The organism is Paenibacillus sp. FSL R5-0749, assembly GCF_038595085.1.
Lineage (GTDB): Bacteria > Bacillota > Bacilli > Paenibacillales > Paenibacillaceae > Paenibacillus.
Genome location: NZ_CP152005.1, coordinates 4,212,282 through 4,234,781 on the forward strand (window position 1 = coordinate 4,212,282; position 22,500 = coordinate 4,234,781).

The window sequence follows — 22,500 nt, forward strand, 5'->3', positions numbered from 1 at the left end:
TTTTACAAGATTTTTTGTGTTTTTTCGATCAAATTTTACAATTACCGCTCACAGAATCGATACTCTTTCCATTCCTCCCAGAATTAAGGAAAAGTTAAAAGGGAAGATTTTAATATTTCAGAGAATCGGGGTGCACAAACAAATCCCAAAATTAAAATCTTGGGATTTGTCGATTTTTTTCTCTGAAAATTTCATTATGTGAGGAAACGTAAGCCATCTTGGGTGCGTCTGGAGTCATGTATTGCTTCGCACTATTGACTGCAACAATCGCATCATTAAAGGCTCCGGCAATGAGTCTGACTTTGCTCTCGTGGGTCGAACAGTCCCCTGCTGCAAAAACACCTGGAAGACTCGTCTGTGCATCGTGGCTCATTCGAACCATTCCATCGTCCATCTTCAGCCCACAACTGGCCAGATCACTTAGATTGCTTTTATATCCGTGACTAACAACGACTTCATCCACTTCCAACACGACATTGGCCTGACTTTCCATATGCGTAATCACAACCTGCTGGATTCGCTTACCATTATTATGAAGCTGCGTGATGCTGTATGGTGTTCTCACATCCGTTATATTGTTCATCTCACTGACATTTCGTTCCATTGCACGGAACTCATTATTCCGGTGAATTACAACTACACTGCGAGCAAGTTGAGCAAGTTCAATTGCCCAGTCTACTGCACTGTTGCCTCCACCCGAAATGAGTACACGCTTCCCGGAAAAATGTTCTGGATTTTGCACGGTGTAATGAAGATTCTCTTGCTCATATTCAATCGGCTCCTGAAGCTCCAGCTTCTGAATCTCTGCGATACCACGGCCTACTGCAACAATGATCGTACGAGTATAATGTATCTCTCCTCCAGTGGTATACATCCTCCATATTCCGTTATCCATTCGAGTGAACCTTTCCACTTTACAATTCAATTCTACCGTCGGGTTAAACGTATTGGCCTGCTGAACAAGCCACTCGATCAACTTCGAACATTTCATAGGCGGCAGACCGCCTACATCCCAAATTGTTTTTTCAGAATAGGTGTGCAGAAAACCACCAAGCTGGTCTTTACCTTCAATGATCTTTACTTTCATATCACGCATCCCTGCATAAAAAGCCGCATACATACCGGCAGGTCCGCCTCCAATGATGGTTACATCGTAGATATCTTCTTCATTCATCTTGAACACACCCTGTTAATTTAGTTATGAATTAGAGAGATTCTGGTAACATACGGTTTGCCTTATTTATTTTTTTCTTCAAAAGCAGTTACAATATCATCAATGACATATTCGTCGGCAAGCGGGGACATTCCCAGATTGAACCATTCCTTGCCACCCACCATGTAAACATGGTTCTGCTTAAATGCTTTCAGATTTTTCCATAACGATGACGATAACATATCTTCAAATTTCTTTTTAATTTCCGGATTAGTATCATCATCCAGCTGAACGATCAGATGATCTGCGTCGTATTCAGGCAGTACTTCCAAGGATATGGACATGGCCGTTTGATCTTTCGGGAAATTAGGAAGTGGTTTCATTCCCAATCGTTTGTGGACAAAGTTTCCTCGGTCAAGATTCTCTCCATGCAGTACAATTTCTTTTTCCATCACTCTAATGTAGAGAACAGTCTCTTCACCAATCAACTTATGCAATTTGTCAGCAGCTATCTTCTCCTTAGCGACCAAATCCTGAATAACCTTTTCTGCCTGCTCTTCTTTATCCAGAATTTTGGCCATATCCCGCAGTTCATCACGCCAATCATCACGCTGTGGTAAAAGTACGGTAGGTGCAATCAGCGTAAGCTGATCATAATCCTTTTTGGACCACCAGTCAGGAGCGATAATTAAATCCGGAGCTGCCTCCATGAGGGCTTCAAAATTAGGTGTTCTTCCGATTCCCATTTTCATCGTGTTTGCGAACGGTTCCTGTAAGTAAGAAGGAAACTCCTCATGATAGTTCTGTACAGCAATGGGTACGATCCCAAGTGAATATAAAAATTCTGGATATACCACAGACAGACCCACTATTTTTTGTGGGTTTATCGGGATTTCAATCTCTCCCATTTCCGTGTTCACTTTCTTCACCTGACTTGCTTCTGCCGCTGAAGAATTGGCGGTACCCGCTTCTTGTCCTTCACTCGTGGACGCTCCTTTACCTGCTGCCCCGCAAGCCGAAATAACGAGCATCAACATCATTGCACATATGAAGGTTAACCATCTGAATCTCATTCTGTATGTACCCCCTATAGGTCATTAATATATGACAATGTCTAATCAATAATAATTATCATTATCACTACGATATAGGAGTAGTATAATCAAATATGTTCAGGCATGATATTGACTATTCAGACTTTTTGCCATGGACGATCTTGCCATAACTTTAATATTTCATCCAACATAAGCTCATGGGTAAACGCCGTGTAGTCCAGCAGGACGCTCGACAAAAGGACATCTATTACGCCATTCTGTATCGCCAACAGCTCAAGCCACTCTTCAGACTTACGCACAACAGACCATGTCAGCCTGGATGTCTCATCATCACCGACAATCAGTAATATTCTTTCAATGTTAAGAACAGACAACTCCTTAATGCTCACTGTTCCCCGTTCCCAATAAGTTTCAATTCCTTCGGGACCATCCATTTGCATATCAATGTAAAAAACGGAAGCAATGCTCCTTGGGCCTAACACTCGCAACTCTTCGCCACAAAATTTGAGTACAACTAGCTTGTCTTTTCGTATGGAATCCGCAAGCTGATTCTTTATGACCGTTACTTTCTCTTCATATCTTTGAAGCCATACCTCTGCAATATCAGACCTGTCCAAAAAACTTGCAACAACTCTCAAATGCTCTCTCCAATCCCCTTTTTCCCACGGGAGGTCACACACAGGAGCAATGGAATGAAGCTGACTTTGCAAAACCTCAGACTCCGTCCCAATCGTAATAATATAGTCAGGCTTAACTAATCGAAGCTGTTCCAGCCAGGTGGTCTCACTCTCAGCAAGTGGCATAACTTTGTCCGTTTCATATTTACGTCTATAATAATATGTCCATGGATGACTTGCGGGCGCGGCACATGGAATGATCTGCAATGCAAGCAATATACCAATGCTCAGGGAATGAACCGCTGCAATTTTTTGTTTGCTATTACGTATAAACGCTGCCGGTGGAACGCCGGAGATTTGCTTGAATTTACGCCGGAAATACGTCTCATCCTGGTACCCCACGTACGATGCCACATCCTTGAGTCGATAACTGTGATCATTTCTCATTAAGATCTGGGCTTGTTTCATTCGATATAGCGTTAAATAGTCGACTGGACTGTAGCCATACCTTTTCTTGAATAAACGCATGAAGTGTCGAGGGCTCATTCGTGCCACATTTGCTAATTCCTCAATAGTTAATCTCTTGGAATAATTCTGCTCCATGTAGGCTTTAACATGTTCAATCGGTGAAGCCAGATCCGTCTTTTCTGCACAGGCCACGTCGTAAAACAGGGTATACAACAGTTCCTGAAAACGTATCTGACCATAGTACCTTTGCAAGCCATCCTTCTTCATTGTGTGGTGGTAAATCATCTGACAGATCACGCCAACGGCAATGGGAGAAGATGAGCTGACCTCGCCATTCACTTCATTACGTAAAAGTTGCTTCATCATATCAAGGGCTGTCCCACCCTCCTGCTCCAGTGCGTACATGACATCAAAACTCATGTGATACACGCCTCGTTCATCCAACGAATGCACATTTGCCTCAATCAACTGCCCTGGAAAACCTATGTACAGTCCGCCTGCTTTCAATTCAATGAAAGTCCCATCTATCTTTAACCAACCTTGGCCACTCGCTACAAATAATAACATGTAAGTTTCAATAAAGTGTTTCCTCAGAAGCCACTCCGTCGCAGGATCAGTCGTATAATTCACCTGAATGAGCCTAAAATTCATATGATCCAGGTGATCAAAATGTTTTGAATCTATTTCGTTGTTGTCCATCTGCATTGATCTCCCTCCAGACTTAAACGATTATGCTGATTTGATTCTTTAAAACATAACATACCACACGAACTAAAGATAAAAAAAACACTCCGGCTATCCTTAACCTGTCTTCAATAAATAAAATGCACTTATTATTGAGGATCAGGCTAAAGAACGCCAGAGTATTATACGTTCATATGCGCTCAGACACTTTAAAGGCGTCTGAAGGTCTTATTACAAAAATCTGTATTGAGCTTCTATTAATCCATTATAGACGCCTTGTTTTTGGATAAGCTGCTCATGGTTGCCCTCTTCTTTAATTTCACCATGATCCAGGACAATAATGTTATCTGCATTCCGGATGGTGGAGAGACGGTGAGCGACCATAAAGGACGTTCTTCCCTGCAACAATACCTTCAGTGCTTCCTGGATTTTAAGCTCTGTCTCGGTATCAATGCTGGCAGTAGCTTCATCCAGAATCAATATGCGAGGATCGGCAAGCAGCGCACGGGCAAAGGATAACAATTGCCGTTGTCCCATGGATAATACGTTTCCTCGTTCTTCCACTTCGGTATCATATCCGCCAGGCAGCTTCATAATGAACTCATGCGCATTGACTGCTTTGGCGGCCTCTTCCACTTCTTCATTCGTTGCATCCAATCGTCCAAATCGAATATTGTCACGAATCGTACCCGAGAAGATGAAGGTATCCTGCAAGACAATACTGATCTGGCTGCGCAAACTCTCTACCGTTACATCCCGCACATCCTGTCCGTCAATGGTGAGACGTCCACCGGATATATCATAGAAACGACTGATCAGGTTGATGATCGTACTTTTACCTGAACCGGTATGACCAACGAGTGCAATTGATTGTCCCGCAGCCGCCGAGAAGCTGATTCCTTTCAGCGCCTGTCTGCCCTTCTCGTATTCGAACACCACGTTTTCGAATGCGATATCTCCTTTAATAGAAGGAAGTGGCTTGGCACCTGGTTTATCCGCAATACTTGGTTTTTCATCCATGAATTCGAAGATACGCTCCGATGATGCCATCGCAACCAATAGCTGATTGTACATCTGTCCCAGACGGTTGATCGGGTCCCAGAAGTTGCCGACATAGTTGGCAAAAGCGACAAGTAATCCTACGGTCAACTGACCATCCTGAATCAGATAGGCACCAAACCAGAAGAGGATTAATGTCCCGAATCCGCCGGTAATCTCGATCAGTGGTCCGAAGCCCTGGTTCATCGCTGATGCTTTATCCCATGACTTTTTGCTGGACAGATTCATGTTGTCAAAGTATTTCATGTTCTCTTTTTCCTGTGTATACGCCTGAGTCACTCGAATCCCTTGAATGGATTCATTCAAGTGAGAGTTAATCCGGGAATTCTTCATGCGAACATCCTGCCAGGCACGACGGATCAGCACCCGCAGTTTGGTCGAGATGATAAACATGATCGGCACCGTAATGATTACGGCAAGACCCAGTTTCCAGTTAATCAACAGCAAGATCACAATGATGCCGAGCAGCTGCACGCAGTCGATCATGACGTTAACTGCACCGTTCGTGAACAGATCCTGCAGGGAGTTAATATCATTCGTCACACGCACCAGTACGGAACCTGCCGGTCTTTTGTCAAAAAAGTTAAAGGACAGCTTCTGGATATGCTTGAACAGATCCGAGCGAAGATCATAAATAACGCGCTGTCCAATAATGTTGGTCAATTTGATCCGGTACGTATTGGCAGCCCACTGAATGAGATACAACACGAATATGGAGCCTGCGATAAGATACAGCATCGTCATACTTGGCAGCCCTGTTGCCGGTGCGATGGCCCGGTCAATCGCCAGACTGATCAGAAAAGGTACGGATAATTTCGTAATGGTACCCAGAATCATCATTAGAATAACGAGTGGCAACAGTTGTTTCGCATAAGGTTTCATGTATGCAAATAAACGTCCGAATTCTTTCCAGTTAAACGGTTTTTCAATAATTTCATCATCCTGATACACAAATCGTTCATTCAGTTTCTTCTCGGAGGCCCCTTTGGCCTCGCGCCTGTCTGCTATCGTCTCGGCACTCATGAATTCACCTGCTCCCCAGCCTCCCGCTTACCGCGGGCAATATAATCTGCGTATTGAATCTTATAAACATCCTGGTATGGTCCAGGTACTTCAATAAGTTCGGTATGTTTGCCACGTTGTACCACGCGACCTTCATCCAGCACCAGAATCTCATCTGCATGTCTTAGTGAAGATATCCGGTGTGCAATAATAAATGTCGTTCTGCCGCGCATGACTTCCTGGAAACCGGATTGAATCTCATGTTCCGTCTCCATATCCACGGCGCTGGTTGCATCATCGAGTACCAGGATTTTCGGATTTTTCAGCAAAGCCCTTGCGATCGCAATCCGCTGTTTCTGTCCACCCGATAATCCCATGCCGCGTTCACCAACCACCGTGTCATATCCGTCGGGGAACTCCATAATGAAGTCATGAGCCTTGGCCAGCTTGGCTGCACGGATAATCTCATCCATGGTGACATTCTTAAGTCCGTAGGAAATATTATTGCGAATGCTGGATGAGAACAGGAATGTTTCCTGGAAAACAGAAGCGATCTGACTCCGCAAACTGCGAATGCCTATATCTTTGATGTTTTTGCCATCCAGCTTAATCGTACCCGAGTTGACGTTATATGCACGCATCAGAAGCTGAATGATCGTCGATTTACCTGACCCTGTGCCCCCGAGGAAACCGATTACAGAACCGGGTGCAGCATCAAAATTAATATCGGTTACCGCTGGCATTTTGTTGCCGTAGGCAAAGGTAACGGAATCAAATGTCACATGACCATTCACTTGGTCTGCTTCCACAATGACCGGATCTTGCGTTTCTTCCACATCCACTGGCGTATTAAGCAGTTCGAGCACCCGTTCACCTGAAGCTTTCGATTGCGTATAGTTGTTGATATGGAACCCCAGATTCCACATTGGACCGATTATGTACCAGATCAAACTGAAAAAGGCAACGAGTTCACCAAGTGTCAGCGTATTCTGTATAACCATTCTTCCACCGATTACCAGCAACAGCACGATGCTCACCGAAGCAAGAATCTCCATGATCGGAAAATAGTGACTCCACAATGTTGCGGCATGAATCTGATTCGTCTTGTAACGCTCATTGCGTGTGGAGAACTTCTCCACTTCATAAGGCTCACGTGCAAAGGATTTTACCGTACGCACGCCAGTAATATTCTCCTGTACCGCTGTCGTCAGTGAACTGAGCGCCAGCCGCATCTCCTGAAACGCAGGGTGAATTTTGGATTCGAATCTCAGCGCAACGAAGGCAAGTAATGGGATGCATATGAGCGTGAACAGTGTAAGCTGCCAACTCATGGTCATCATCATGATTGCGCCGAATACGACCATCAATACCATGTTGAGAATCTGGGCGAAACCAAATCCGATAAAGTTACGGATGGCTTCCAAATCTCCCGTGAGGCGGGACATCAGATCACCTGTCTTGGCCGTATCATAATAACGGAAGGATAAAAATTGAAGCTTTTCATAACATGCGTTACGAAGTCTGTACGCCAGGAAGTTACCCAAGCGTCCTCCAAAAAAGCCATGTAAAAACTGCATTCCTGCTTTTAAAATCACTACACCTAACACAGTTAAGGCAATTATGGGAACGTCTTCAAAAGTGCGCGGAACAATAACATCATCAATCAGTATCCTCAGCATGTACGGATACACCAACCCAAGTGCGGTCGCTAAGGCGAGGAACAAGATTGATACAAATAAATACGTTCGCTTTTCCCAAAAAAAGATTTGCAGTTGCCTAAGAACATCCATGTTTCTCCTCCTCTTATGTCGTTCAAAAATACTATGAACATTTATGAAGTTTATCACCGTACCCCATTCGCGGCAAAGCGAATAACAGACCATATTCTGCCTGCTTTCAGCTTATTGACGCATTAATGAAGGTAAATACCCACCTTTCAATCAAATGTTTGAATATTCTCTTTATTTCAGGTTGTTCGTACCAAAAAAAGGCTCCCTATATGCCTTTTCGGCAGGGGCCTTTTTAGGTTGATTTTCGCAACATTTTCAATGTGTTGCTGTATCATTCATTTTGTTTTACAAAGACTTCCAGAGAATACGCGTTATGCCGCGATTCTAACGGTGTTCAATCTGTTCCAGTTGGTTGGACAAGCTGGTCCATTGCTCCGCAGGAATTCCGCTCTCCAGTGTATCTTGAATTCCGCTCACCGCCTCGTCCAGACGTTCTTCCAACTGACGGGATTGGTGTTGCAATGACTGACTGAGCTGGTTGTCATAAAACTGAATCAGTTTGTCTTGCGCAGCAGGAAGAACTTCAATGATCATCTGTTTGAGGACCGGATCAATCGCCTCTTGTAACCGCTGACGCCCATCCCCTTCGAAGAACTGTTTCGGATTGCGGAAATAATTCAAATAGCTTTTCCATCCAGACGGTTCTTCCAGACGGACTTCTTCAAGCACAGGTGTACTCCAGCGTTCGGTCAGTGGCAGTGACACATCCACCCCACCTGATAACTGTCTGACGTCACCTATACAATCTGTAACTTGTTTTGTCAGCCAAGTCTGACCTGTCTGTTCAAGTCTGAGGGTTGTCGCAAGCAGTTCCTGCTCCAGTTCAATGGCAATCATACGCAACAGTTCACGTCCACAGGCTGCAAAAGCCGCCTTCAGATTGCCCCGATCCTCCCGAAGTACGGATGGATGGAAGGCTTCTGCCATGAATAGGCCTAGGCGGTAGGCAAGTCGCTGCCGTACATGGAAGAGCAGTTCTGCTGTTTCCTGTGAAAGTTCTTCCTTCATGGATCGTGCTGCAAGTTGCTGGATACGCTGGCGTGATTGTCCCTGGATCGTCTCCAGTTCATTCCGCCGCTGCTGCAAAGCTTCCTCTCCCTGAGCCGCATCCTCCGCGCGTTTCTTCAGCCGCTGAATGACACGTGCCATCTCTTCGGAAGCTCCACCTACGGCAAGATCCGCTAATTCTCTGCCTGCAAATTGGTTGAACTCTTCTTCAAAACGGATAAAACCGGATTGCTCAAGCAGCTTCGAATCGCCTTCCATTTTGCCTTCCATCGCCAGTATGCTGGATACCGGGAAGAGTCGTGGTGCACGAATTCCGTTACTGCGCAATTGGGTGCTCACATGATCGAGAACCTGCTCCAATTCTTCTTCAGAGGAAGAAAGGTCGCTGGCATTCACAACAAAGAACATCTGATCCATGGCAGAACTATCCTTGACACGTCCCAACTGATTCAGGAACTGCCGATCTCCTTGTGAGAAAGCATGGTTATAATATGTTACAAAAATGAGGGCATCCGCATTCTTCATATAATTGAAGGTTACACCCGTATGACGAGCATTCACGGAGTCCGCTCCTGGTGTGTCTACCAATACAATGCCTTGTTCAGTCACATCGCAACTGTAGTACAGATCAATACTGTCTACAAAACAGGACTTCTTCTCGTTTGCGACAAAATTACGGTAACCCTCCAGATCCACCAGTACATCCTGGCCCAACTGGTCCGCTGTTTCTTCCCAGCCGGCTGCTGCCGCCTGCAAAAAGCTGTAATGCGGGCGCCCCGCCGGATGCACATCCTGTGGCGAGAGGGAACGTACTCGCTTCTGCCACTCGGTTCCAGGCTCACCCAGTCCAAGCAAACGGAAGGAATAGGCGAGGTCTTCCTGGAAGGCGTCCCGGGTCTTCATGCGGACCCGGGCTGTTCCATGCTCCGCGCCCCCGGCAGGAGCCATGATCCGGTTAATCGCCGCTGTTGTTGGATGCGGCGAGACGGGTAGTACAGCTTCGCCCAGCAACGCGTTGGCGAAGGAGGATTTGCCGGCGCTGAACGCTCCGAACAGCGCGAGTGTGAACGTGCCGCCCGCAAGCGAAGCCGCGCGTGCACGCAGATCCCGTACCGCCGACCCCATGGCGGGGTACGGCTCTACCAGCGCAGCAGCGGCTTCAAGCCGTGCAGCTGCTGCGTCCAGGCGTCGGCGGCGTTCAGCGCCAGCCGCCGCCGTTGGCCCTGGCACCGCCGCCGCGACTGCGCGCTGCGCTGGCGGTGCCTCTGGCGTCTGTGGCTGCGCAGCCACAGACGCTGACGTGCCCGCATGCGGACCGGGAGCTTCGCCCGGTCCAGGCACCGCGGGCACGCGCGGGCCCTTCACCTCCGGCAATAGCCCGGAGGGGAGGGGGCCCGCATCAGGCAGCAGGCTGCGCAGCCCTGCTGCCTCTGCGGCGGCGCTGCGCTGGAGCGCCGTGTAGCGCGCCGCCGCCGCGGATTGCGCCAGCAGCGCTGCGCGGCTGGCGTCCAGCGCCTGGAGCGCGGCTTCGCCTCGCGCACCCAGCGCTTCAAGCATGCGGTCGGCCAGCATCATGGCCGACCTGCGATAGCGGGCCTCAATCTCGCCCCGCACATCTTTACTGAACTGAATCACATACTCGGGAGATACCTCTGCACTGGCACTGCGTTTCATCTCCAATAGTGCTTCATCCACAGCAGGAAGCTCCGTATTGAGCGCCTGCTCCCACTCCGCTCCCCATATCTGATGGGATTCACCCAGCTGCCTAAGCATCGTACGAATATGTACTTCCACTTGTCCGGAAGCCTGATCCTGTAATAAACGCACCAGTTCAGAAACACGGCGTTGTTTCTCCTGCTCGGTTTTGCCGCCTGAGAACAATAAGCCTACCCTGAAACCCGGTTTGCGGCTCTCCAAATAGGCAGCAGCCGACGCGCGAATATCCGCAGGAGTAAGATTTGCATTCGCCAGAAGAGGCTCAAGCTCTGCCCGGAATTTCTCACGCACTCGCGAAGGCCCGGTACGAATGTCTTCTGCTTGTTGATCGAGAAGCTCCAGCTCCCGTTCCAAGCGTTCAATTCCTTCCTTACCACCGATCTCATCCAGCAGAGATTGTTCTTCATCCTCACGTTTCTCCGCTTCTCTCGTCAGGTGCTGCTCCGTTACATGACTAGCCGAACTTGCCAAACTGTGCGTAATTAACGCTTCCTTTTCTTGCATCATGTGTCCAATGAGTTCCGGCAGCATATCCCACTGGTTGTAGCGATGCTCCTTGTCGCGGAGGGAAGTAAACAACAGTCCGTCATATCTAACTTCCCAGGCTGCAAATATAGCTTCGACCCCTTCGGTATATTGTTCAAAAGAAAGCTCACGTTCCCGATGCTTGTCGATCTGGTTCACGATCAAAAACAAGGGTTTGCCCCAATCCGACAAACTTTTGGCAAATGAAAGGTTCGTCTCGGACTGGACATGATTATAGTCCATGACATAGAAGACCACATCCGCCAGATGGAGCGCGGAATGGGTCGCAAGACTGTGCCCACGATCTGTAGAATCCACACCGGGTGTATCCAACAGAACAGCATCATCTTTCAGCAAGGGAATATCACCCCATACCTCAATGGAGCTGTACGCTCCCCCATTTTTGCAATACGCCTCCAATTCCTCTGGAGAAACTTCAAGTGTTCCTGCTCCATTGTCAGCGCTTACGTTTGGCGTAGTATAAATCAGCGCTCTCGGCTTACCATTACGTATGGATACCACATTCGCACTTGTTGGCACGGGACTTGAAGGCAGCACCCGCTTACCGCACAAACTGTTGATGAGACTCGATTTGCCTGCAGAGAAATGACCACAGAACGCAATCGTCAGATGTTTCGTTTCCGCCTTGCTGATTAAATCCGTTAAAGCCTGTACAGCCGTATGGTCCCCTGTCTGCTCCATCGCTTCACGCAGCGGAAGCAGAGGTTTGGCCATTTCTTTTGGGTAATCTGTTCTGGACATGACTGGCCTTCCCCCTGGCTCCTCTAATTTGACATCCGTTTCGATGTCTATCTCTTTTACAACATTTATTTTAACATTATCAAGTTTGAATTTGAACGATTGAATGGAATATACCTGAACTATCCTATATATACAAATGCAAATATAAGAAAAACGTTGATCAACGTATTTTCACAGAAGACAGAACGTGTTTAGTGATTGCTATTCTTGCAATTACCGAATTGTTCAGGTGCGCTGTGAACATATAAATCTATAAAAAAATAAAACCGAACAAGTCGGTTTTATCTGTCAGACGTTCTATACTCAGTATTTAGCATACTGCTTACTCTTTAATACAACAGAACCCAATTGTGTAATCACTACTTAGGAAACTGCGTTCTCCATGGAAGGAAGCAAGATTTCAAATACTTGTCCATGCTGAAGAATTGTAATGTCTCTGCCTTTGTCTCTCATAACCACAACTTCTGGTTTAACGGACATACGCTCCAGGTAATGTTCAGGCACGTCGCCAGAATGGCTTACTGTGATGCCTTCTACTTCTTTTTCTTCATTCTCCGCCATTTCCTGTTCAACGATTTGTTCAAAAATATCGGAGAAGGCCTCAAAATTGTCAGTGTACACGGAAATGCATTTCATGATTATTCATCCTTTTCTGCTCATTAATTTATTTTTCGTTTTCGGGTGGTGACACGTTCCTTATCTTTCCTGATTTGGGACGTTTTCATACGTTTTTTCCCTTCCCTGCATATGTCCAACAATGGACAGATATGACACGCAGGGTTCTGTGCCTTGCAATGGTAGCGTCCAAAAAATATAAACCGGTGGTGAGTTAGTGTCCACTCATCCCGGGGTACGCGCTTCATTAGTTTCTTTTCGACTTCAAGTACGGAGTCATCCCAACCTGCAAGTGCCAGCCGCTTGGATACACGTTCAACATGAGTATCTACAGCAATTGCCGGTACTCCAAACGCATTGGAAACAACTACATTCGCGGTTTTCCGCCCGACACCTGGTAGCGTCACAAGCTGATCATGTTCCTGCGGTACATCACCGCCATACTGCTCTATTAAAATTCGGCACATGTTCTGAATATGCTTGGCCTTGTTCCGATACAAACCGATTCGCCGAATATCCTGTTCCAACTCTTCGAGAGGAACCGCCAGATAATCTGCTGGGCTTTTGTACTTCTGAAACAAATCTGCGGTTACCTTGTTCACCGTTTCATCGGTGCACTGGGCAGACAAAAGGACAGCTACCGTCAATTCAAATGCATTGCTGTGATTTAATTCGCAATGTGCATCAGGAAACATTGCTTCCATCGTTTCGAGTATATGCCTAACCGTCGCTGCATTCATGAAGAGCTACCTCCCACAAAATGACTCCACTCTGCGGAGCCTTACTTCGAAGCTTCATCCGAATACTTTGCGGGGACCTCAAAAAGCTTGCAAAAAAAACGTCTTGATGCGGGAAAGATCCCGTATCAAGACGGTCATTCTTTTGATCCTCGAAAAGAAACGATTACTGTTTTTGAATCTCCATAATCACATTGTTCAGGAGATACAATACAATATTATCATTATCTCTGAGAGATTGCACGCTTAAAGTATTGTCACCCTGGTGAACAAATACACTTGATCCGAGTGCAAAACGATAGTTTGTGTCTGCTGTCGTTTCCCGTTTAACCAAAATCTGGTTACCCACACCATCATAAGACCAGAATTGTTTGCTCATGACAGTTAGTACTCTGAAGCGTGTTGAATTATCCGTATCTTTTGTCATTTCAACACGATCACCGACCGTAAGACTAGTCAGCGAAGTTAACGTAGAGCCAGATTTTACGACTTTAACCGAACCGCTAACAGGCACGGTTTCAGTCTGGCCGTTAAACTGCTTGAGTGTTACGGATGAAGCATCCACTGCTGTAACTTCAGCCAGCGTACGCTTCACGACTTGAACCGCTTTTGGCGTAACTCCTTCAAATGTTACATTAATCAGGTTGCCTGCTGTCAGCTGTGAAGGCGTGATCGTCTGACCACTCTCTCCTGTCAGTACCGCTTGATCCACGTAGAACTGACTTGTCAACAGATCTGATTTTACTCGAATACGACTATTTGCTTCCAAGGCAACCACTTCGAATTGAGCCACAGTGTTCAGTGCAATCTTCTGCACTACATCCTGATTTGCTCCAAGTGTTATGGTAACTTTGTCACCAATCTTCAGATCTCCCAGACTTGCGCCGGATTTATTATACATCTCGACTGTAGGAACCGTAGAATAAGGCACTGTAATCGTCTGATTACCGGACAACAAACTGATTTTCTTGCCAGAAGTATCAATGTTACTGATTGTACCTTCATACTTGTAAATCACTTTAACGGACAATGCACGTGTTCCCACATATGTCAGATCCAATTTTCGACCATCGTTTAAGAGTGACTCCAGACCAGCCAGTGTAGGTTTGGTCGTATTATAATCCAGCTTTGTTTTCTCATCCAATGTAAATACAAACGGTTTTTTGTTGTTGTCCAGCACGGTAAGTACCTTTGTTTTACTATTGTAAGACACAACTGTTACCCCGTTCATAGGTTCCATTTGGCGTCCAATGACCTGAATACGCGTTACCTGGTCATCAGCGTTTAATGTCAGCTCCACCTGATCCCCGTTTGTAGCATCCGTGATGAGATCATTCAGCGTTGCATCCTGAATGCCATTGATAATGACTTCCGGCTTTTCAGTCAGCAGTTTCGCCTCCAGTGAACCTCCTTCACGTTTGAACGTTAACGTGGATTGGTTACCACCGATCTCAACCAGTGTTCCGCGCACAGATTGCTCCACACCTTGAGTTAATACGATCGTTTGCAGAACACTGTCCTTAACGGTGTATTTTACAGCACTGCCGGCTTTCAGATCAGCCACTGACAGGATACGGTTCTGATATGTGATAAGCAGATTGTCATTGTAAGCAAACTGCTCGGTAGCACCCGCTGCATTGACAAGTTTAATGGTTTTGCCAGAAGTAGATACTTCAGCAACTACGCCATTGTCACTCTTGTTCACAATGCCGGATTTCACACGGATTGCGACTGTTTTTTTGTCAGCCGAGAACGTCTCACGCTGTACTTCGATGACACTATCTGCCGTAATATCGGACAGTTTGATTGCATTACCATTCTGATCGATGAATGCCGTTGCCTCATCATAACTGTACGTTTCGTAATTCTCGCCCACAAAAATACCAATCTTATTGCCAGACAATGAACGTGCAAATGTACCTTCAACGCTTTCCACCTGTGGTGTAGCATCAACGACTTCCACATAGGAAGCCCCGCCAGCCGAACCCACAACCATAACTTTCGTATATAGTTTCACATCTGTGGATGAAGCACGCGTCTCACTGTCTTTCGTAAAGTAAGGCGTACTGCTGTTCACTGCGAAGTTAACGGCTTTGCCGTCCACAACCAGCGTGATCTGCCCATCTTTCAATCCAGTTACATAACCCGTAGAAGTGTTCGGATACTTCGTATCCGTTAACGATTCGCCACGACTGAAGAAGGTAGCGAGTTGAGCACGGGTTACGGAACCAGTTGGATTGAATTTGTTGCCTTCCACACCTTTGGCCAGATCCAGGCTAACAGCCAGATTGACATAACCTTTACCACTTTCAGAGATATCTGCATTATCAGCAAATCCGGTAGATTGATTGTTTTGTGCCTTTGCTTCCGCATCCTTGTCCAATGAGCGGATTAACAATTTCGTAATCCATTCCCGTGAAGCCGGCTTTTGCCCCCATGATGTCTTGGATACATCCACAGTTGATTCTTCCGTCTTGTCAATCAGTCCCAGTTGAAGTGCCAGCGCGACATATGGCTTGAAATAATTTCCCACTTCCATGTTTGTCGGTAATGCCGCAGCCGTGTCGGTACTCAACTGGCCCTCTTGATTCATAAAACGGATTGCCATTGTTACAGCTTCTTGCTGTGTTACCGCGTCTCCTGGACGGAACAGGCCGTTGTTACCGAGAAGAATGCCTTGATATGCCAGTTTGTACACATGTTTCTCAGCCCAGTATCCGACCTTGATGTCACTGAACAAACCAGTTGGTGCAGCCGTATTCGTTATTGCAGCTGTCTGACCCTGCCCCGTTTCTGTTGATTCTGCTGCCATGGCAGCTCCGCCGGCGCTAAGGGCCATCATGCCTGCAAGCACGGCTGATACTACTTTTTTAGAGTGTGATGGATTGTTATATTTAAAAGTCACCTATGATTCCCCTCTCATGTAAAACGACCCATATTCCGTGGATTCACGGTACAACAGCCTGCTGTACAGCCTATTCGGATCTTGTCATTGGATGTTCAAGATCCACATGGCCCATCAGACTCTCAGTCTGTTGACCATCCACCAGTAAATCAAGTGATTTTACTTCATCAAACTGGAAGAACGTTTGTTTCAGAGCATCCATGGCAAAGACTTCCCCGCCTGCTCCAAGACGTGCCGTATCTGGCATATGAATATCCAGCGTAAGAGCTCCATCCTTGAACTGAACAGATTTCAATTCAATTTCTTTAGACCACAGTGGAACAAGTTTATTGTCTTTGCTCTGTTGCAGTGATTCAAAGGCAGCCTTATATTTGGCATCATCCGATGCGTATGAAATCTCTGCCGAAGCTTTGTGCAACTCCAGTTCTTCTTCATCCGTATAGAATACAGTGATCGTTTTCTTTTCATTAGTTTCGGAAGTTGTTGGCGTGTCCGTAGACGTTTCGCTTGGCGGAGTGGTTGTAGTTGTAGTCGTTCCCTCCGAACTGCCTTCCGTGGATTCTGTTGGTGTTGTGTTCTCTTCTGGTTCAGCAGTTACCGGTTCGGTAATTGTTTCGCCTTCAACCTCGGTCACATTGTTTTCCGTTCCCGCGCCTTGCGTCTGATTCGGAGCAGCTGTTGGCTTGCTTCCACATCCAGCAGCAACTGCCATAACCGTTACCAGCAAGGCTGCAATCCATATTTTCTTGTTCATTCTAACTCCGCCTCCTCAACATAAGGGCTTGTCCCTTATTTAATTCCCAGATACTCCTTGATTCCTGCAACAATCCCTTTGGCAACACTGTTCTGGAAACTTTCCGTGAAGAGGGCTGCTTCGTCGCTCTTATTGCTAAGGAATCCACCTTCCAGCAGAACTGCTGGCATTGTCGTTTCACGGGTAACATGGAGACTTGCCGTTTTCACTCCGCGATCTTTCAGTCCGGAAGACTGTAAGAGATACTTGTGCATCACTGTAGCAAGTGCTTTGCTGTTGGAGCGTGTATAGAATGTCTCTACACCGTTCGCAGCAGCAGGGCCACTGTTAGCATGAATGGAGATGAAGATGTCCGCTTTTATGTCTTGTGCAATCTTCACACGTTCTTTTAATGCCAAAAATGTATCATCGCTGCGCGTTAACACAACGTCAATTTTGGATTCTTTTTTCAACAAGGCTTCCACTTTCAGAGCCATTGCCAGATTGAAGTCTTTTTCACGTTTCCCCGTTACACCAATTGCCCCTGGATCCTGATCTCCGTGACCTGCATCGATAACGACAACTTTTTTGCCATTATTCCCAACGGGAGGAGCAGGTGTACCACTTTGATTGTCGAGGTTAATCATAACCAGTCCGGAATCATTTTGCACACTGTACCCTTTTGAACTGGACAGATCGATTACAAAACGAATTGTAGATGGACTGTTGCTGTATAACGAATAACGAATCTTCGACACATCCGGATAGCCGCTAACGACGAGTTGTCCATTCTGGTTGCTGTCTAGAGCCTGTCCTTCACTGAATGAATCAGCAAATGCGGTATTCGGCAAGTCTATAACGATTCGATCTGGTCCTGTCATCGTGAAGACGTTCGGCTTCGTACTCCCGCTTGTTGCTATCATGAGGCGGTTGTCGCTGAAGCTGATGCCGTTCACCAGTACAAGACCTTCCTGATCCGATCCTCCGCCTTCATTGCCAGAGTTCGGAGGTGTGGTTGTCCCGTTTCCGGAACCTGAATTCTGGGTAACTAATGTTACCGTCTTCGTGGTATTGTTCCAACCCACCTTAAGACCCATTTCCTCACCAATAAATCGGAGAGGTACGAGCGTAGTACCATTTTTAACGAGTGGCGGGGCATCCAGGTTTACGTTACTGCCGTTCACCGTTGCCGTCTTCTGTCCAACAATCATCTGCATGGCAGTGTTGTCTTTGCTGATAGTCACCGTTTGCGTTTGCTGCTTCCACTCCACGCTATATCCAAGATTTTCGGACACAACCCGGATCGGAACCATCACCTTGCTGTTGATAATTTCCGCTTTTGCATCCGATGGCTGTACGATTTCTTTTCCGTCTAGGATAATTTTCGTGTCTGTTGCTGCGTGACTATAGCCCGGGAATACGAGCCCAAAGACAAATAACAGTACCAAAAAACCGAACTTCTTCATCCTTCACCCCTACCATTCTCATATTTTTTTGCCGCATGTTGTCATTTTCCAACTCCGACTGACCGTTTGGGCATTACCAGACACCTATTAGACGCCCCTCGCTCTCAAAAGTTGCGAATATATTCCAACATAACAGAAAAAAAACGTTGTCAGATCAAGCTTTTTTTACATTTTAATGTCTCATTTTTTCCTTATTTATCAAATATACATCTCTAAACAACGTACTAGCCTAACCTGCATAATTACGCACAATTCATTTTAGAGTCCCAAAAATTCAACAATTCCGTCCACAATCGCCTGAGCACATTTCTCCTGGTATTCTTCTGTGAGCATGACTGCTTCATCTGAAGGATTACTTAAAAAACCTAATTCAAGTAACACAGCAGGCATGGTTGTTTCACGGGTCACATGTAGACTAGCCGTTTTAACCCCACGATCCTTGAGTCCTGTTATCGGCAAGACATATTTGTGAAGAGTATCAGCCAAGGTCTTGCTTTCCTTGCGACTGTATAGCGTTTCAACGCCGTTAGGTACGGGTGTTGTGAATTTGTTTCCATGAATGGACACAAAAACATCTGCCTTATTCAATTCAGCAATATCCACTCGCTGTTTGAGTGAAAGCTCTGTATCATCCTGGCGTGTAATGACTGTTTGAATATTTGGGTATTGTTGAAGGATCGCCTGTACCTTCAGCCCTACAACCAAATTGAAATCCTTCTCATAAGTTCCTGACAAACTTACTGCACCTGATTGACGACCACCATGTCCTGGATCAATGACCACAACGGTTTTGCCATCATTCGTAGGTACTGCCGGTTGGCTTGTGGGTTCTCCATTCGTTGCTGTCAGGTCAACAAGCAAGACATTGTTGTCTCCAACAGACCATTTGGCTGTAGCCGTCTGATTCAGATCCAGAACGACACGCACGGTAGAAGGCGATTTACTGAACATGGCATACCTGACTTTGGAAACTAATGATGAATCCGTAACTATAATCTGTCCACTGCCATCCGCGTTAGAGGCTTGTCCCTGAATGAATTCCTGAGAGAATGTAGCTGCAGGTAGATCAACTATAATACGGTCTGGCCCGCCTATACTGGATACTTTGGGACTGATATTCCCGTTTGTTGCTACAATCAACCGATCTCCGCTGAAGGTGATCCCTTGAAGCTCTGTCAGACCATCCGGGACGGGAGCCTCGATGGGGTCACTGTCACCTTCGGTTCCGACTACGGGAGGAACACTAAATAGGCTTACTGTCTTGGTTCCATTGTCCCAACCAACACGCAGACCCATGCCTTCCCCGACAAAGCGTAACGGAACAAGCGTCGTTCCCTGTTTGATCAGTGGAGGCGAATCCAGATTCACCACGTTTCCATTCACTGTAGCTGCATCTTTGCCAGCCGTCATTTGAATTGTGCTGTTTCCTTTTTGAACTTGGACTGACTGAGTTGCCTTCTCCCACTTCACCTTATAACCCAGATTCTCCGATACAATTCGAATCGGAACCATGACCGTCTTTCCGATATTTTCGGCAGGTGCTCCCGTCTGCTGGTTAATGGTTACACCGTCGAGTACAATCGAGGTTGTCGTGTCTGCATGGGCCATGACTGGAAATAAACATAGGAACAGAAGAAAAACGATTGCTGCCGACCATTTTTTCATACCTCATCCACCATTCTTTTTGTCTTTTGAACATCCGACCTGATTCTCTGCAGCGTAACATCAATGGCGCTATGTAACCTTCCATAATCTACTAATCAGTTTATCAGATATTGTCCCTTCATCCGGTTACAACGTTGTCATATTCAGTCGGAAATAAGATAAAAATGCAGATCACAATCAAGAACATCATCTCTTTTACATGAATGTGTATCGATTTCGTATCCATGATGTCATATATTGAAGATATTACGTGTTGAAGTATTCAATCGAGAAAGATCGGGAGTTCTATGTATAGATGATTCATTAAGATATTTTAGCTTCTGAAATTATAAAAAAAGCTTCTGTCTCATCCATAGGAAACAAGGTTCCTTTGGCGAGACAGAAGCTTTCTGCTGTACGCTAATCTAGCGATTAACCGAATAGTTTAGCCGCATGGCGTTGCTCATACGCAGCGATTTCGTCATCATGTTGAAGAGTGAGACCAATATCATCCAGTCCTTGCAAAAGGAATTGACGACGATGCTCATCCAGATCAAAATCGATATGCAGTCCGTATGCATCGGTAATCGTTTTGTTTTCCAGATTTACATTCATCTCATAGCCTTCATGTGTCGCTGTACGTTGGAACAAGTCTTCCACTTGCTCTTCTGACAACTTGATTGGCAAGATCCCGTTCTTAAAGCAGTTATTATAGAAGATATCTGCAAAAGATGGAGCGATGACACAACGGAATCCATAGTCCATAATTGCCCATGGCGCATGCTCACGGGAAGATCCACAGCCAAAGTTGGCACGTGAGATCAGGATGGATGCCCCTTCATAACGAGGTTTGTTCATTTCGAAGGAGGCATTATTGTTACCCTCTTCATCAAAACGCCATTCGTAGAACAAAAATTGTCCAAATCCCGTACGTTCAATCCGTTTCAGGAACTGTTTCGGAATGATTGCGTCTGTATCTACATTGACCCGGTCTACCGGTGCAACGATGCCTTGTAATGTTTTGAATTCTTCCATATTAAACGTTCTCCCTTCTGTCTGTTATAGATTAGATCGCTGCTTCCGTTTTGAAATTCCAATCCCGTACGTCCACAAAGTGACCCTTAACCGCTGCTGCTGCTGCCATTGCTGGAGATACCAGATGTGTACGTCCTCCGCGTCCTTGACGTCCTTCGAAGTTACGGTTGGACGTTGAAGCACAACGTTGTCCTGGCTTCAATACATCCGGGTTCATCGCCAGACACATGCTGCATCCCGCATCACGCCATTCAAATCCGGCTTCCGTAAAGATTTTATCCAAACCTTCTTGTTCTGCTTGGATTTTAACTCGTCCTGAGCCTGGTACAACAATTGCTGTAACCTGACTGGATACCGTGTGACCTTTAGCCACTTTTGCAGCTGCACGCAGATCTTCGATCCGACCATTGGTGCAAGAACCGATAAATACATAATCAATTGGAATCTCGGCAATTGGTGTTCCCGGCTCAAGTCCCATATATTCAAGCGCTTTTTCAGCCGCTTTACGTTCGTTTTCTGTAGGCAATTCAGCCGGAACAGGAACTTTCGAAGAAATGTCTGTTCCCATACCAGGGCTTGTTCCCCAAGTTACTTGTGGAATCAATGTTTCGACATCGATTTCAACCACATGGTCGAACTCCGCACCTTCATCGGTTACAAGCTGTTTCCAACCTTCTACAGCTTCATCGAACTTCGCACCCGCTGGTACGTATTCACGTCCACGCAGATATTCAAATGTTGTTTCATCCGGAGCGATCAATCCTGCTCTTGCTCCACCTTCGATGGACATGTTGCAGACCGTCATACGCTCTTCCATGCTCAATTCACGGATGGATTCACCCGTGTACTCAATAACATAACCTGTTGCAAAGTCTGTACCGTATTTGCTGATGACTGCGAGGATCATATCCTTCGCGGTTACACCCGGGTTACGTTTGCCGACAAAACGAACTTCCATCGTTTTGGCTTTCGCTTGTTGCAAACATTGCGTTGCCATAACGTGTTCAACTTCACTTGTTCCGATTCCGAATGCCAGTGCGCCAAACGCACCGTGTGTGGACGTATGACTGTCACCACATACAATCGTTTTACCTGGGTGAGTCAGACCAAGTTCAGGTCCCATAACGTGCACAACGCCTTGATCAACCGTGTCCAGATCATACAACTTCACGCCGAAATCACGACAGTTTTGCGAAAGGGTATCAATTTGTTGTTTGGAGATTGGATCTGTAATGTTGAAGCGGTCTTTGGTTGGAACGTTGTGGTCCATTGTTGCAAATGTCAGCTCAGGGCGACGAACTTTACGTCCACTCAAACGAAGTCCTTCAAATGCTTGCGGAGAAGTTACTTCGTGCACCAGATGCAGATCGATATACAGAATGCTTGGTTTGCCTTCTTCTTGATGAATTACGTGATTTTCCCAAATTTTCTCAAACATCGTTTTTTTACTCATCATTTTCACCTCATCATAAGTTCGGTCCTTGGAAGAGCCTCTGTTTTTCTTTAAAAAGTGAAGCTCTTGAATG

Annotated in this window: 14 protein-coding genes; all 14 read right to left on the reverse strand. The window is 46.1% G+C overall.

Going from position 1 to position 22,500, the window contains the following annotated elements; genetic code table 11:
* Window positions 1-151: 151 nt before the first annotated feature.
* The 14 genes from MKY85_RS18675 to leuC all read right to left on the reverse strand — a co-directional run bounded on the left by MKY85_RS18675 (window position 152) and on the right by leuC (window position 22,427).
* Window positions 152-1,174 (reverse strand): NAD(P)/FAD-dependent oxidoreductase, encoded by a 1,023-nt coding sequence (locus tag MKY85_RS18675; protein ID WP_342570521.1) that lies wholly within the window; start codon window positions 1,172-1,174, stop codon window positions 152-154.
* A 62-nt stretch (window positions 1,175-1,236) separates the two neighbouring features.
* Entirely contained in the window at window positions 1,237-2,226 is a 990-nt protein-coding gene (locus MKY85_RS18680) for an ABC transporter substrate-binding protein (RefSeq protein WP_342570522.1), read from the reverse strand.
* 119 nt (window positions 2,227-2,345) lie between these two features.
* Window positions 2,346-3,992, reverse strand: a complete 1,647-nt coding sequence (locus tag MKY85_RS18685; RefSeq protein ID WP_342570523.1) for an AraC family transcriptional regulator — start codon at window positions 3,990-3,992, stop codon at window positions 2,346-2,348.
* A gap of 216 nt (window positions 3,993-4,208) precedes the next feature.
* Window positions 4,209-6,059 (reverse strand): ABC transporter ATP-binding protein, encoded by a 1,851-nt coding sequence (locus tag MKY85_RS18690; protein ID WP_339235068.1) that lies wholly within the window; start codon window positions 6,057-6,059, stop codon window positions 4,209-4,211.
* Window positions 6,056-7,828: an ABC transporter ATP-binding protein gene (locus MKY85_RS18695; protein ID WP_339235070.1), complete on the reverse strand. Its 1,773-nt coding sequence runs from the start codon at window positions 7,826-7,828 to the stop codon at window positions 6,056-6,058. Before MKY85_RS18695 ends, MKY85_RS18690 begins: the two co-directional genes overlap by 4 nt.
* A gap of 324 nt (window positions 7,829-8,152) precedes the next feature.
* Complete coding sequence (locus MKY85_RS18700) at window positions 8,153-11,839, reverse strand: dynamin family protein (RefSeq protein ID WP_342570524.1); 3,687 nt, start codon at window positions 11,837-11,839, stop codon at window positions 8,153-8,155.
* 363 nt (window positions 11,840-12,202) lie between these two features.
* Window positions 12,203-12,475: a hypothetical protein gene (locus tag MKY85_RS18705; protein WP_017687779.1), complete on the reverse strand. Its 273-nt coding sequence runs from the start codon at window positions 12,473-12,475 to the stop codon at window positions 12,203-12,205.
* A gap of 23 nt (window positions 12,476-12,498) precedes the next feature.
* Window positions 12,499-13,194 carry an endonuclease III gene (gene nth, locus MKY85_RS18710; protein WP_339235075.1) on the reverse strand — a complete coding sequence of 232 codons (696 nt, stop codon included), beginning with the start codon at window positions 13,192-13,194 and terminating at the stop codon, window positions 12,499-12,501.
* 163 nt (window positions 13,195-13,357) lie between these two features.
* Window positions 13,358-16,096, reverse strand: coding sequence for an S-layer homology domain-containing protein (locus tag MKY85_RS18715; RefSeq protein ID WP_342570525.1), 2,739 nt, complete (start codon window positions 16,094-16,096; stop codon window positions 13,358-13,360).
* A 70-nt stretch (window positions 16,097-16,166) separates the two neighbouring features.
* Window positions 16,167-16,850, reverse strand: coding sequence for a GerMN domain-containing protein (locus MKY85_RS18720; RefSeq protein WP_342570526.1), 684 nt, complete (start codon window positions 16,848-16,850; stop codon window positions 16,167-16,169).
* 35 nt (window positions 16,851-16,885) lie between these two features.
* The gene (locus MKY85_RS18725; RefSeq protein ID WP_342570527.1) at window positions 16,886-18,295 is read right to left on the reverse strand and encodes an N-acetylmuramoyl-L-alanine amidase family protein; all 1,410 of its coding nucleotides are present in this window, start codon (window positions 18,293-18,295) and stop codon (window positions 16,886-16,888) included.
* 258 nt (window positions 18,296-18,553) lie between these two features.
* Window positions 18,554-19,960: an N-acetylmuramoyl-L-alanine amidase family protein gene (locus tag MKY85_RS18730; RefSeq protein ID WP_342570528.1), complete on the reverse strand. Its 1,407-nt coding sequence runs from the start codon at window positions 19,958-19,960 to the stop codon at window positions 18,554-18,556.
* A gap of 411 nt (window positions 19,961-20,371) precedes the next feature.
* Window positions 20,372-20,974 (reverse strand): 3-isopropylmalate dehydratase small subunit, encoded by a 603-nt coding sequence (leuD, locus tag MKY85_RS18735; RefSeq protein ID WP_091028995.1) that lies wholly within the window; start codon window positions 20,972-20,974, stop codon window positions 20,372-20,374.
* Between the two features lie 31 nt (window positions 20,975-21,005).
* On the reverse strand, window positions 21,006-22,427 hold the full coding sequence (gene leuC / locus MKY85_RS18740) for a 3-isopropylmalate dehydratase large subunit (RefSeq protein ID WP_342573420.1): 1,422 nt from the start codon (window positions 22,425-22,427) through the stop codon (window positions 21,006-21,008).
* Window positions 22,428-22,500 lie beyond the last annotated feature (73 nt).

What these genes read in the sequence shown, in the direction of transcription:
- MKY85_RS18685 (WP_342570523.1), bottom strand. Translation starts at nt 3,992, where the DNA reads ATGGACAACAACGAAATAGATTCAAAACATTTTGATCACCTGGATCAT.
- MKY85_RS18720 (WP_342570526.1), bottom strand. Translation starts at nt 16,850, where the DNA reads ATGAACAAGAAAATATGGATTGCAGCCTTGCTGGTAACGGTTATGGCA.
- leuD (WP_091028995.1), bottom strand. Translation starts at nt 20,974, where the DNA reads ATGGAAGAATTCAAAACATTACAAGGCATCGTTGCACCGGTAGACCGG.
- MKY85_RS18730 (WP_342570528.1), bottom strand. Translation starts at nt 19,960, where the DNA reads ATGAAAAAATGGTCGGCAGCAATCGTTTTTCTTCTGTTCCTATGTTTA.
- nth (WP_339235075.1), bottom strand. Translation starts at nt 13,194, where the DNA reads ATGAATGCAGCGACGGTTAGGCATATACTCGAAACGATGGAAGCAATG.
- MKY85_RS18690 (WP_339235068.1), bottom strand. Translation starts at nt 6,059, where the DNA reads ATGAGTGCCGAGACGATAGCAGACAGGCGCGAGGCCAAAGGGGCCTCC.
- MKY85_RS18705 (WP_017687779.1), bottom strand. Translation starts at nt 12,475, where the DNA reads ATGAAATGCATTTCCGTGTACACTGACAATTTTGAGGCCTTCTCCGAT.
- leuC (WP_342573420.1), bottom strand. Translation starts at nt 22,427, where the DNA reads ATGAGTAAAAAAACGATGTTTGAGAAAATTTGGGAAAATCACGTAATT.
- MKY85_RS18725 (WP_342570527.1), bottom strand. Translation starts at nt 18,295, where the DNA reads ATGAAGAAGTTCGGTTTTTTGGTACTGTTATTTGTCTTTGGGCTCGTA.
- MKY85_RS18675 (WP_342570521.1), bottom strand. Translation starts at nt 1,174, where the DNA reads ATGAATGAAGAAGATATCTACGATGTAACCATCATTGGAGGCGGACCT.
- MKY85_RS18700 (WP_342570524.1), bottom strand. Translation starts at nt 11,839, where the DNA reads ATGTCCAGAACAGATTACCCAAAAGAAATGGCCAAACCTCTGCTTCCG.
- MKY85_RS18680 (WP_342570522.1), bottom strand. Translation starts at nt 2,226, where the DNA reads ATGAGATTCAGATGGTTAACCTTCATATGTGCAATGATGTTGATGCTC.
- MKY85_RS18695 (WP_339235070.1), bottom strand. Translation starts at nt 7,828, where the DNA reads ATGGATGTTCTTAGGCAACTGCAAATCTTTTTTTGGGAAAAGCGAACG.